This window comes from Pseudomonas sp. CHM02, assembly GCF_000612585.1.
Classification (GTDB): Bacteria; Pseudomonadota; Gammaproteobacteria; order Pseudomonadales; family Pseudomonadaceae; genus Aquipseudomonas.
The window spans coordinates 1-13,214 of record NZ_JFCA01000069.1 but is presented as its reverse complement, the minus strand read 5'-3'; the positions used below and the strand labels follow the sequence as shown (position 1 = coordinate 13,214).

The following is a 13,214-nucleotide window of genomic DNA, read 5'->3' as shown; positions in this document are numbered from 1 at the left end:
CTATGAAACGGATCCTTCTCGGTACTCTCTTCACCGTCGTCTCCCTCAATGCAATGGCAGAAGCACCAGGTGGCCCGAACTGTGGTTGGGGCAACATGTTGTTCGAAGGCCAGCGCGGCACTCCAGCTCACTTCCTGGCCTCCACCACCAACGGTACTTCGGGTAACGCCACCTTCGGCATGACCTCGGGTACCAACGGCTGCAGTACCAACAGCGCCCTGACCTACGGCGGCAAGTCCTGGATTGCCATGAATGGCATGATGAACGAGCTGTCCGAAGACATGGCCAAGGGTAACGGCGAAGCGCTGACTACCTACGCTGTGGTACTGGGCGTCGCACCGGAAGATCGCGAGCACTTCGCTGCCGTGACCCACGAGCACTTCCAGCAAATCTTCAGCAAGGCTGACGTGACCGCTGACGACGTGCACAACAACACCATTGCTGTACTGAAAAGTGATGCCCGTCTGGCGAAATACGCTACCCAGGCTTAAGCTCGACCGACCCGCGCCTACCAAGGCGCGGGTTTTATTTTTGGACCCGCCTCCCCTTTGGGTCTCTCTTATTTCCGACTTAAGTTGCCCCTATGCTCAAACGCTTTGCCTGGATGGCACTCTTTGCCTGCGCCCCGCTGTACGCGGCCCCGCATCTTGATGATCAACGTTTGCAGCACTTGGCCAACGATCCGTTCTGGCTGTCCCTGGGCCATTACGAAGCCGGCAAGATCAGTGGCTGGCGCAGTTATGTCAGCGACAAGAAATTCTTCCTCGCCGCCGATGGTGCCCACCATCCGGATGCCGAACTCAAGGCCACCGTTGACGCGCTCTACGCACCGGCCAGCCTGGGCGAAAAACACGCCCAATGCGTTTACCCCGCACGTACCCGCTGGCTCAAGGATCAGTTGCACCTCACTGACCTGCCCGCCGTGGACTGCACAGAATTCAAGCAATGGTTCAAGGACGTCGCCCCCCATAGCGCGGTGATGATCTTCCCGGCGGCCTACCTCAACAGCCCGTCCTCAATGTTCGGCCACACCCTGCTGCGCATCGACCAGGCCGACGTGCAAAGCAACAACACCGCCCTGCTCAGTTACGCGATCAACTTCGGCGCGTACATCGAAGGCTCCGACAACAGCATCCTCTATGCCTGGAAAGGTTTGATGGGCGGTTACCCCGGCCTGTTCGCCCTGGTGCCCTACCAGGAAAAACTCTCCGAGTACCGTAGCCTCGAGAACCGTGACCTGTGGGAATACCGGCTCAACCTCACGCAAGTCGAGACCGAACGCATGGTCGAGCACGTGTGGGAACTCAAGCAGATCCAGTTCGACTACTTCTTCTTCGACGAAAACTGCTCCTATCGCCTGCTGGAACTGCTGCAAGTGGCTCGCCCTGGCCTGCGCCTGACCGAACAGTTCCCGCTCACGGCCATCCCGACCGACACGGTCAAGGCCGTGAAAGACGCCGGCCTGGTAGAAAAGATCGACTATCGGCCCTCCCGTGAACGCGAGTTGCTGGAACGCGCCAAGCCGCTGGACAGTGACGAGCAGCAATGGGTATTGAAGGTCAGCGATGACCAGCAGCAATTGCAGGAGCCAGCCTTCAAAGCCTTGCCGCGCGAGCGCCAGGCCCTGATCATCGACGCCGCCTACCGCCTCGGCCGCTACCGCGCCAACGGCCTGGAGCGCGACACCGCACGCTCCCAGCGCAGCTTCGAACTGCTGCGCGCGATCAACCAGAACCCGGCGCCCGACCTCAAGATCGAGCCGCCAGGCCTGCCGGAAAACGGCCATGAGTCGCGCACCTGGCAAGCCGGCATCGGCACCCGTGGCGACAAGGCCTTCGGCGAATACGGCCTGCGCATGGCCTACCACGACCTCAACGACAACGCCGAAGGGTTCCCACTCGGCGCGCAGATCGAAATCCTGCAAATGAAACTGCGCCAGTACGAAGGCAACCACTGGCAACTGCAGCAACTGGACCTGGCCACCATCCGCTCCCTGACCCCGCGCAACGCCCTGCTGCAGCCGTGGTCATGGCAAGTCACTGGCGGCCTTGAACGCGTGCCCGGCAAACACGACGACGAAACCCTGGTCGCCCACGTCAACGGCGGTGCTGGCGGGACCTGGCAGCTGAGCGACGACATGCTCGGCTTCGCCCTCGGCACCGTGCGCGTGGAACACAACAACGACTTCAGCGAAGCCATCTCCCCCGCGGCCGGGTTCAACACCGGCGTGCTGTGGAAAAACCCACTGGGCAACCTGAGCCTGGAAGCCAAGGGCGACTTCTTCACCAACGGCGAGGTACGGCGCAGCATCAGCCTCAACCAGCAGTGGGAACTCTCCCGCAACCTGGGCCTGCGCCTGAGTGCCCAGCGCGAGTACAGCCATCTTTCGACACCGGTGAATGAAGTGATGCTTGAAGTGAAGTGGTATCACTACTGACCATAGGGCCTGGAGCCGGCTTGCCGGCGATCGCATCACCTCAGAGCAACTGATACACCGAGGTGCTTGCATCGCCGGCAAGCCAGCTCCTACACAACAACACTGTTCTCACCTCCCTTTCACACCGCCCCGACAAATCCCCTTCTAGACTCTCCCCATCAGCCGTGAAACGGCCAGGGAGTACGCCATGTGGCGGTCTGCGGTAATGCTGTGTGCGGTGCTGGGGTTGGCGGGTTGTCAGTCGACGCATCAGGATTTGCTGGCCAAGGGTTATCCACCAGCGTTTGCCGACGGTTTTGACGATGGCTGCAGCAGTGGTCGCCAGGCGGCAGGGGTGATTACCGGGGAGTTTCGCAAGAACGTGCCTCGGTATCTGAAGGACCGGCAATACGCCGAAGGCTGGGAGGATGGTTTTCGCCAGTGCAAGGCGATGCGCGAAAGCGAGGAACTGCGCGATTACAAGGAGCGGCACTGGGACGACCGGGATCGTGACTGGCAACAGGAGAAAGACCGCGACGCAGCCAGGGCCTATCGCTCGCAATAGGTCGCTTTCAGACATCCATCGAAACTAAAGCACGACGAACATGGCCCAAACTCCATAGAGGGAGAACACCATGAGCCGAGCTTTTGTAAACGAAGACAGCGCCGCCGCCCAGGCTGATCAGCCGGTGGAGCGCCAGGTCAGTCAGCAGCCCAACCGCCTCACCGCGCAAGGGCTGGCGCAGTTGCAGGCCAAGGTCGCACAGTTGCAGCACGAATACAGCACCGAATCCGCCAAGGGAGAGCACGCCGATAAACAGCGCCAGGCGGACCTTGAACGGGATTTGCGCTACTTCAACCAGCGGGTGCAAAGCGCCCAGGTCGTGGCGCCGGCCACCTCCACCGATAAGGTGCAGATCGGCAGTTGGGTAACTTTTGCCAATGAGCAGGACGAACAGCAGCGCATTCAGTTGGTCGGTGAAGACCAGGCCGATGCCGGCGCAGGCTTGATCAACTGGGGGTCGCCCCTGGGCCGTGCCTTGCTGGGCGCCCAGGTAGGCGACGAAGTGGTGTGGCAACGCCCCGTTGGCGATCAGTTGATCGAAGTGCTGCGCATCGAGGCCGAGGCCTAGACGATACCCTGGGCCAGCATCGCGTCGGCAACTTTGACGAAGCCCGCGATGTTGGCGCCCTTCACGTAGTTGATCCGGCCATTTTCTTCGCCGTAGTGCACACAGGCATGGTGGATCGACTGCATGATGTTGTGCAGTTTGCTGTCCACCTCACCCGCCGTCCACAGCAGGCGCATGGCGTTCTGCGACATTTCCAGGCCACTCACCGCCACGCCGCCGGCATTGGAAGCCTTGCCCGGCGCGAACAGAATCCCGGCCTCGATAAAGATATCCACAGCCTCGAGGGTGGTCGGCATGTTGGCACCTTCGGCCACGCAGAGGCAGCCGTTGCGCAGCAAGGTGCGGGCGGCTTCGGCGTCGAGTTCGTTCTGGGTGGCGCAGGGCAGCGCAATGTCGCAGGCCAGTTCCCACGGGGTTTTGCCCTTGCGGAACTCCAGGCCGAAACGCTCGGCCAATTCGCTGATGCGGCCGCGCTGTACGTTTTTCAGCTCCAGCAGGGCCGACCATTGCGCTTCAGTCAAACCACTTTCGGCGTACAGGGTGCCTTCGGAGTCGGACAGGGAAATGACTTTTCCGCCCAGGTCCATGACCTTGCGTGCGGCGTATTGCGCCACGTTGCCGGAGCCGGACACCGCGACACGCTTGCCTTCAACCCGCTGATCGTTGCGCTTGAGCATTTCTTCGGCAAAGTACACGCAACCGAAACCCGTCGCTTCCGGGCGGATCAGGCTGCCGCCATACGTCATGCCCTTGCCGGTCAGCACCGAAGTGAACTGGTTGCTCAGGCGCTTGTACTGGCCGAACAGGAAGCCAATCTCACGGGCGCCCACGCCGATATCACCGGCCGGCACGTCCACGTCTGCGCCGATATGCCGGTACAGCTCGCTCATGAACGCCTGGCAGAAGCGCATGACTTCCGCGTCGCTCTTGCCTTTGGGGTCGAAGTCCGAGCCGCCTTTGCCGCCGCCCATGGGCAGCGAGGTCAGGGAGTTCTTGAAGGTTTGTTCGAAGGCGAGGAATTTCAGCACGCCCAGGTTCACCGACGGATGGAAACGCAGGCCGCCTTTGTACGGGCCGATGGCGCTGTTCATCTGGATACGGAAACCGCGATTGACCTGGACCTTGCCGTGATCATCGACCCACGATACCCGGAAGGTAATCGCGCGTTCCGGCTCGCAGATGCGCTCCAGGATGCCCGAGTTCAGGTAGTGGGGATTGGCTTCAAGGAACGGCCAGAGACTGCGCAGGACTTCTTCCACGGCCTGGTGGAATTCCGGCTGGTCAGGGTCGCGTTTCTTGAGGCGGGCAAGGAAGGATTCGACGGATTCGATCATGAAAAGTCTCGGCAAATTGATTGTTTTTAAATGAGATTGAGCCGGACTTTAGCAATTCATGTCGCACCGCGACAGGGCAAAATGTCGCCTTTGTGAATTTAAATGGTGCATTAGATATAAATAAGTGCGCTTTTTGCCCCTAAACAGGGATTTCGGCCCGAGCCATGCACCAATAGATGGACCGCTATCGCCGGCAAGCCGGCTCCTACAGGCGCGCAGGAATATTCACCTCGGTCTTCCAGAAAAAACGCACAAAAAAACGGAGCCCGAAGGCTCCGCTCTTTCACACCACCAACCCGAATCAGGCCAGTTTTTTGTGCCGTACACGGTGCGGCTGGGCAGCGGCATCGCCCAGACGCTTTTTACGGTCCGCTTCGTACTCGGTGTAGTTACCTTCGAAGAACACCGCTTGCGAGTCGTCTTCGTACGCCAGGATGTGCGTAGCGACGCGGTCAAGGAACCACCGATCGTGAGAGATCACAATGGCAGCGCCCGGGAAGTCCAGCAGGGCTTCTTCCAGGGAGCGCAGGGTTTCAACGTCGAGGTCGTTGGACGGTTCGTCGAGCAGCAACACGTTGCCGCCCTCTTTCAGGGTCAGGGCCAGGTGCAAGCGACCGCGCTCACCACCGGACAGGTCCTTGACGAACTTCTGCTGATCGCCGCCCTTGAAGTTGAAACGACCGACGTAGGTACGCGACGGGATTTCATAGTTGCCGATGCGGATCTGGTCGGAGCCGTCGGAGATCTGCTGGAACACGGTCTTGCTGCCGTCGAGGTCGTCACGGCTCTGGTCCACACAGGCCAGTTGCACGGTTTCGCCGATCTCGATGCTGCCGGAGTCCGGGGTTTCCTTGCCCATCAGCATGCGGAACAGGGTGGATTTACCCGCACCGTTACCACCGATAACGCCGACGATCGCGCCTTTTGGCATGGAGAACGACAGGTTGTCGATCAGCACGCGGTCGCCATAGCCTTTGGAAACGTTCTTGAACTCGATGACCTTGTCACCCAGGCGCGGCCCGGCCGGGATGTAGATCTCGTTGGTTTCGCTGCGCTTCTGGAATTCCTGCGATTGCATTTCTTCGAAGCGTTGCAGACGTGCCTTGGATTTGGACTGGCGGGCCTTGGCGCCTTTGCGCACCCACTCCAGTTCTTCCTTCATGGCTTTTTCGTGGGCCGATTGCTGCTTGGATTCGGCGGCCAGACGGTCGGACTTGGCTTCCAGCCAACCGGAGTAGTTGCCCTCGTAAGGGATACCGGCGCCACGGTCGAGCTCGAGGATCCAGCCGGCAACGTTGTCCAGGAAGTAACGGTCGTGCGTGATCGCAACCACGGTGCCCGGGAAATCGTGGAGGAAATGCTCCAGCCAGGCGACAGAGTCGGCGTCCAAGTGGTTGGTCGGCTCGTCGAGCAGCAGCATGTCGGGGGCCGACAGCAGCAGGCGGCACAGGGCCACACGACGCTTCTCACCACCGGACAGGTGTTCAACCTTGGCATCCCACGCCGGCAGGCGCAGCGCGTCGGCGGCGACTTCCAGCTGGCGTTCCAGGTTGTGACCGTCGCCGGCTTGCAGGATGGCTTCGAGCTTGGCCTGTTCGGCGGCAAGTTTGTCGAAGTCGGCATCCGGTTCGGCGTAGGCGGCATAGACCTCATCCAGGCGTGCCTGGGCGTCCTTGATCACGCTGACGGCCTCTTCGACCACTTCGCGCACGGTCTTGGCCGGGTCCAGTTGAGGCTCTTGCGGCAGGTAGCCGATGTTCAGCTCAGGCATCGGGCGGGCTTCGCCTTCGAACTCGGTGTCGACGCCGGCCATGATTTTCAGCAACGTGGACTTACCCGAACCGTTGAGGCCGAGCACGCCGATCTTGGCGCCTGGGAAAAAGGACAGCGAAATGTTTTTCAGGATTTCCCGCTTCGGAGGGACAACTTTACCCAGCCGATGCATGGTGAAGACGTATTGAGCCAAAATGTGGACCTCATGAAAAAGTGAGAACAGGCCTACGTAGCGTCATGGCGCTGTACATAGCATTGCGAATCCTCAAGGTTAACCTAAGTGACCGAGCGTATCGAAATCTATCTGTTAGATTAGCCAGCCATCCCCCTCAGCGGTTTCAGGAAACAACCTTCATGCTCAGTGTCATGTCCGCACTCGGGTTGCTGCTATTAATTCCGGGGCCCACCAACACGCTGCTGTTGCGCTCGGGCTTGCTCACCGGGTTCAGGCGCGCCTGGTCACTGAGCCTGCTGGAATGCCTGGCGTACCTGGTGCAGATATCGTTCTGGGGTTACCTGCTCGGCCATCTGGGCGACGGCGCGCCCTGGGGGCTGAAGCTGGTGCAGTTCGCCTCGGTCTGTTATTTGATCAGGACTTCGTACCTCTTGTGGTGCAATCCCGACGAAACACTCACATCCGCGCCTGAAGCCCGGGTGTCCAGGCTGCATTTCTTTTTGCTGACGTTGATCAACCCCAAGGGTTTGCTGATCGTCTCGTTCATCGTGCCGATGCAGACGTTTGCCGACGTGAACCTGTATGTGCAGTTCGTCGCGCAATTCACCGCCGTGGTGATACCGGTGGGCTGCATCTGGGTGATGTTCGGCGCCCGCATCAAACGCGGCGGGTATACCTGGCTGACACCACACACGATCAACCGCACGGCCTCTGTGGTTATCTGTGTCTTTACGCTGGTGATCCTTTCTCGGCTCGCGGACAGCCTGATCAACACCGGCAGCGCGCTTTAGTCCCGCCAGGCGGGGCTGGCACTTTGCCACAAGTCAAGGCATGCTAGCCGCCCTCCGGGCGTCCGGCTTATAGTGCACGTCGCGCGCCAGTCCAGCCAAACCGCAGGATCACAGCTTGTCCAAAGTCACGCCGCCAACTCCCCTGCGCGCCGCTCATATAGCGCCGGGAGCACCCCTGCACGGCACCCTCAAAGGCGCATTGGCGACGCTTGTCCTCATGCTGCTTGCGTTATTGTTCTGGCAACTGCTGGACCAGTTGCAGCAAAACCAGAAGAACCAGCAGCAATACACCATCGATTACAGCGCCGACCTGGCTGAACAGATCAGCCTGAACATGGCCCTGAGCGCAAAAATCGCCCTGAACCTGCTACCCATCGTCGAGCCGCCGCGCGACGGCGAACAACAACAGGCCTTGATGCGCACCTTGCAGCGCTCGCTGCCGGAACTGCGCAGCGTCGCCCTGCTCGCCCCCAGCGGCGCGATGATCAGTGACAGCGCCACCGACAGCCAGGACCGCGCCTGGCTGGAAGAGTTGGTACAACGCAGCCACTCCCAGCCTTATTACCTGAGCAACAGCAACGACGGCACCCTCATCTATCTGTTGCTGCACCAGCCCAGCGGCGGCTCACGCATGTACTGGGCGCTGCGCCTGGCCCCCAATTACCTGGCCAACCTCACCCGCCAGGACGGCCAGGGCCAGCGCCCGATGTGGGTCATCGAGAATCGCCTCAACCACCGCGTCATCAGCCGTGACAGCGGCATGCCAGCCCAATGGGCCGGCGCCCTCACCCCGGACGAACTGAATAAGAGCGTACTGGTCACACCCCTGAGCAAAAGCGACTGGCAGTTGCGCGGCCTGTTCGACCGCACCGCCGTGCTGGAGCAACTGCTGCCGGCATTCATCGGCAAATGCCTGCTGGGCCTGGCGTTCTCACTGATCCCGGTGATCGTGCTGCTGAACATGCGCCGCCGCCAGCGCCAGGTGCATGAAGGCCGGCGGCGCTACCAGGACATTTTTGAAGGCACCGGCGTCGCCCTGTGCGTACTTGACCTGTCAGGCCTGAACGCGTTCTTCGACAGGACCCAGCTGGAAACCCGCGAGCAACTGCACGCCTGGCTGCAGGACAACCCCGACGAGCGCCAGCAACTGCTCAAGGAACTGCGCATCACCGAGATCAACCAGGTGGCGGTGAGCCTGTTGAACGTGAGCTCCTGCGAAGAGGCGTGGGAACGCCTGATCGATGACTGCCCGCGCAACGCCACGTCCATCGGCTACCAGATTCTCGAAGCCGTGCTGACCCAACAGCACCAGCTGGAGCTGGAGATCCAGCTCAAGGACGTGGCCGGCAACGAGCAATACCTCTGGCTGGTGATGCGCCTGCCCGAACAGCAGGACGACTTCAAGGCGGTGATCCTCAGCATCAGCGATATCACCAGCCGCAAGCTGATCGAACTGTCGCTGGTGGAGCGCGAGAGCTTCTGGTCGGACGTGGTGCGCACCGTGCCCGACCACCTGTATGTGCAGGACGTGATCAGCCAGCGCATGATTTTCAGCAACCACCATTTGGGCCACACCCTCGGCTATAACAAGGCCGAGCTGCAGCAAATGGGCGAATACTTCTGGGAAATCCTGCTACACCCCGAGGACGCCGAGCATTACCACGACTTGCGCCAGCAGCAACGCCAGGTCGGCTACACCACCCAACTGCAATGCCAACTGCGCTTCCGCCACCGCAACAACCAATGGCGGCGCTTTGACATCCGCGAGCAAGCCCTGGCCCGCGACAAGACCACGCAGATTACCCGCATCATCGGCGTGGCCAAGGACATCACCGACCAGATCGAAGCCAGCGAATCCCTGCGCGACAGCGAACAGCGCTACCGCATGCTGGCCGAAAGCATCAGTGACGTGATCTGCTCCACCGACAGCCAATTGGCCCTCAACTACATCAGCCCTTCGGTCAACGCCGTGCTGGGCTATGACGTGGATTGGGTGTTCAAGAACGGCTGGCAGTCGATCATCGCCAACCCGCAGCAACTGACCGGCATTTATAGCCTGGTGGAACAGGTCAGCCGCGCATTGGGCGATATCGAGGCACTGAACACGCTGCGCGACGAGATTCACACCCAACTGTTCCTGTTCGACTGCCTGCGCGCCGACGGTCGTAAAGTGCCGATCGAGTTGCGCCTGGTGCTGGTGTGGGACGAACACGGCGCCTTCGAGGGCATCCTCGGTGTGGGCCGCGATATCAGCCAGCAGCGCCGCGCCGAGAAAGACCTGCGCATGGCCGCCACGGTATTCGAGCACTCCACCTCGGCGATCCTGATCACCGACCCCGCAGGCTATATCGTGCAGGCCAACGAGGCGTTCAGCCGGGTGAGTGGCTATGCGGTGAGCGATGTACTCGACCAACTGCCGAACATGCTCACCGTCGACGAACAACAGGAAGCGCACCTGCGCTATGTGCTCAAGCAGTTGCACCAGCACAGCACCTGGGAAGGTGAAGTGTGGCTCAAGCGCCGCAACGGCGAGCATTACCCGGCGTGGGTCGGCATCACCGCCGTGTTCGACGACGAAGGCGACTTGGCCAGCTACGTGTGTTTTTTCAGTGACATCAGCGAGCGCAAGGCCAGCGAGCAGCGCATCCACCGCCTGGCCTACTACGACGCCCTGACCCACCTGCCCAACCGCACGCTGTTCCAGGACCGCCTGCACACCGCGCTGCAGTCGGCCGAACGGCAGAAGTCGTGGGTGGTGCTGATGTTCCTCGACCTCGACCGCTTCAAACCGATCAACGACTCCCTGGGCCACGCCGCCGGCGACCGCATGCTCAAGGAAATGGCCACGCGCCTGCTGGGTTGCGTGGCCGAAGACGACACCGTGGCGCGTATGGGTGGCGACGAGTTCACCTTGCTCCTGCAACCGCGGATCAGCCGCGAAATGGCGCTGAACCGTGCGATTCATGTGGCCGAGCAGATCCTCGCCAGCCTGGTGAAACCCTTCGTGCTGGAGGGCCGCGAGTTCTTCGTGACCGCCAGTATCGGCATCGCCCTCAGCCCGCAGGACGGCAACGAGCTGAGCCAGTTGATGAAAAACGCCGACACCGCGATGTACCACGCCAAGGAACGCGGCAAGAACAACTTCCAGTTCTACCAGGCCGACATGAACGCCAGTGCCCTGGAACGCCTGGAGCTGGAAAGCGACCTGCGCCACGCCCTGGACCAGAACGAATTCGTGCTCTATTACCAACCGCAGTTCAGCGGCGACGGCAAGCGCCTGACCGGTGCAGAAGCCTTGCTGCGCTGGCGTCACCCACGTCGTGGCCTGGTGCCGCCCGGTGACTTCATCCCGGTGCTGGAAGAGTTGGGCCTGGTGGTGGACGTGGGCGACTGGGTGATCAGCGAAGCCTGTCGCCAGCTCAAGACCTGGCACCTGAACAAGGTGCGCGTGCCGAAAGTCTCGGTGAACATCTCAGCACGGCAGTTCTCCGACGGCCAGTTGGGCACGCGCATCGCCACCATCCTCAAGGACACCGGCCTGCCGCCGGCATGCCTGGAGCTGGAGCTGACCGAAAGTATCCTGATGCGCGAAGTCAACGAGGCCATGCAGATCCTCGACAGCCTGAAAAACCTTGGCCTGAGCATCGCGGTCGACGACTTCGGCACGGGCTATTCGTCGCTCAACTACCTCAAGCAATTCCCCATCGACGTGTTGAAGATCGACCGCACCTTCGTGGATGGCCTGCCGTCCGGCGAACAGGACGCACAGATCGCCCGCGCCATAATCGCCATGGCCCACAGCCTGAACCTGGCGGTGATCGCCGAAGGCGTGGAAACCCATGAGCAACTGGACTTCCTGCGCGAACACGGCTGCGATGAAGTGCAGGGCTACCTGTTCGGGCGACCGATGCCGGCGAACCGGTTCGAGGTGCAGTTCAGCAATGACGCCCTCTTCATGTTCGACTGAAACCCCGCGATGCCGCTGTTGTGGTGAGCGGGCTTGCCCCGCGCTGGGGCGCGAAGCGGCCCTCATACAAGCGCCGCGTTTTTTCAGGACGATCGCGGTGACCGGTTCTGGGGCCGCTTCGCAGCCCAGCTGCGGGGCAAGCCCGCTCACCACAAACAGCCGATTCACCACAGCAAGCGCCGCTTATCCCCAGATGAGCCCCGCTTATCCGCGACATGATGTCCTTTCATATGCCATCTAAAACCCATTGGGTTAGAATGCCCTCCTTTTCTGCCCCCGATCCTTGAGGACCGCCATGTTCAGCCGTGATTTGACTATTGCCAAGTACGACGCCGATCTCTTCGCCGCCATGGAGCAAGAAGCCGTGCGCCAGGAAGAGCACATTGAGCTGATCGCTTCGGAAAACTACACCAGCCCTGCGGTGATGGAGGCTCAAGGTTCGGTTCTGACCAACAAGTACGCCGAAGGCTACCCAGGCAAGCGCTACTACGGTGGTTGCGAGTACGTCGACGTAGTTGAGCAACTGGCCATTGATCGAGCCAAAGAACTGTTCGGCGCCGACTACGCCAACGTCCAGCCGCACGCCGGCTCCCAAGCCAACAGCGCCGTGTACCTGGCCCTGCTGCAAGGCGGCGACACCATCCTGGGCATGAGCCTGGCCCACGGCGGTCACCTGACCCACGGCGCCAGCGTTTCCTCCTCCGGCAAGCTGTACAACGCCGTTCAATACGGTATCGATGCCAACGGCCTGATCGACTACGACGAAGTCGAGCGCCTGGCGGTTGAACACAAGCCAAAAATGATCGTGGCCGGCTTCTCCGCCTACTCGCAGATCCTGGACTTCCCACGCTTCCGCGCTATCGCCGACAAAGTCGGTGCCTACCTGTTCGTCGACATGGCTCACGTGGCCGGTCTGGTCGCCGCTGGCGTCTACCCGAACCCGGTGCCTTACGCTGACGTGGTGACCACCACGACCCACAAGACCCTGCGCGGTCCACGTGGCGGCCTGATCCTGGCTCGCGCCAACGCCGACATCGAGAAGAAGCTGAACTCCGCCGTATTCCCAGGCGCCCAGGGTGGCCCACTGGAGCACGTGATCGCCGCCAAAGCGATCTGCTTCAAGGAAGCCCTGCAGCCTGAGTTCAAGACTTACCAGCAACAAGTGGTGAAAAACGCCCAGGCCATGGCCAACGTGTTCATCGAGCGCGGCTTTGACGTGGTGTCCGGCGGTACTGAGAACCACCTGTTCCTGCTGTCGCTGATCAAGCAGGACATTTCCGGTAAAGATGCTGACGCGGCCCTGGGCAAAGCCTTCATCACCGTGAACAAGAACTCCGTGCCGAACGACCCACGTTCGCCGTTCGTCACCTCTGGCCTGCGCTTCGGCACCCCGGCTGTGACCACTCGTGGCTTCAAGGAAGCAGAGTGCAAGGAACTGGCGGGCTGGATCTGCGACATCCTGGCCGACCTGAACAACGAAGCCGTGATCGACGCGGTACGTGAGAAGGTCAAGGCCATCTGCAAGAAGCTGCCGGTGTACGGCGCTTGATGGCAGTTGCTTGACGAAAAAGCCCGGCTCTAGAGCCGGGCTTTTTTATGGGCAAAATTTGAGTTGAAATGCAATC

Annotated in this window: 9 protein-coding genes; 7 read left to right on the top strand and 2 right to left on the bottom strand. The window is 61.0% G+C overall.

Annotated elements, in window-relative coordinates; translation table 11 throughout:
- Window positions 1-2 precede the first annotated feature (2 nt).
- The 4 genes from BM70_RS0128715 to BM70_RS0128700 all read left to right on the top strand — a co-directional run bounded on the left by BM70_RS0128715 (window position 3) and on the right by BM70_RS0128700 (window position 3,549).
- Window positions 3-491, top strand: coding sequence for a DUF3015 domain-containing protein (locus tag BM70_RS0128715; RefSeq protein WP_015885974.1), 489 nt, complete (start codon window positions 3-5; stop codon window positions 489-491).
- Window positions 492-583: 92 nt separating this feature from the next.
- Entirely contained in the window at window positions 584-2,437 is a 1,854-nt protein-coding gene (locus tag BM70_RS0128710; protein ID WP_025859219.1) for a DUF4105 domain-containing protein, read from the top strand.
- A gap of 187 nt (window positions 2,438-2,624) precedes the next feature.
- Window positions 2,625-2,981, top strand: coding sequence for a hypothetical protein (locus BM70_RS0128705; protein ID WP_025859218.1), 357 nt, complete (start codon window positions 2,625-2,627; stop codon window positions 2,979-2,981).
- 70 nt (window positions 2,982-3,051) lie between these two features.
- Complete coding sequence (locus tag BM70_RS0128700) at window positions 3,052-3,549, top strand: GreA/GreB family elongation factor (RefSeq protein ID WP_025859217.1); 498 nt, start codon at window positions 3,052-3,054, stop codon at window positions 3,547-3,549.
- On the opposite strand, the gene gdhA is transcribed toward BM70_RS0128700, so the two are convergent.
- The gene (gene gdhA, locus BM70_RS0128695) at window positions 3,546-4,883 is read right to left on the bottom strand and encodes an NADP-specific glutamate dehydrogenase (RefSeq protein WP_025859216.1); all 1,338 of its coding nucleotides are present in this window, start codon (window positions 4,881-4,883) and stop codon (window positions 3,546-3,548) included. The genes BM70_RS0128700 and gdhA overlap by 4 nt on opposite strands.
- 301 nt (window positions 4,884-5,184) lie before the next feature.
- A complete protein-coding gene (gene ettA / locus BM70_RS0128690; protein WP_025859215.1) occupies window positions 5,185-6,849 on the bottom strand; it encodes an energy-dependent translational throttle protein EttA in 1,665 nt (554 codons plus the stop codon).
- Window positions 6,850-7,010: 161 nt separating this feature from the next.
- On the opposite strand from ettA, the gene BM70_RS0128685 reads away from it, so the two are divergent.
- From BM70_RS0128685 to glyA, 3 genes are all read left to right on the top strand, one after another.
- Complete coding sequence (locus BM70_RS0128685) at window positions 7,011-7,622, top strand: LysE family translocator (RefSeq protein ID WP_025859214.1); 612 nt, start codon at window positions 7,011-7,013, stop codon at window positions 7,620-7,622.
- A 115-nt stretch (window positions 7,623-7,737) separates the two neighbouring features.
- Window positions 7,738-11,589, top strand: coding sequence for a bifunctional diguanylate cyclase/phosphodiesterase (locus tag BM70_RS0128680; RefSeq protein WP_025859213.1), 3,852 nt, complete (start codon window positions 7,738-7,740; stop codon window positions 11,587-11,589).
- Window positions 11,590-11,884: 295 nt separating this feature from the next.
- Entirely contained in the window at window positions 11,885-13,138 is a 1,254-nt protein-coding gene (gene glyA, locus BM70_RS0128675; protein WP_025859212.1) for a serine hydroxymethyltransferase, read from the top strand.
- The last annotated feature ends 76 nt before the right edge of the window (window positions 13,139-13,214 follow it).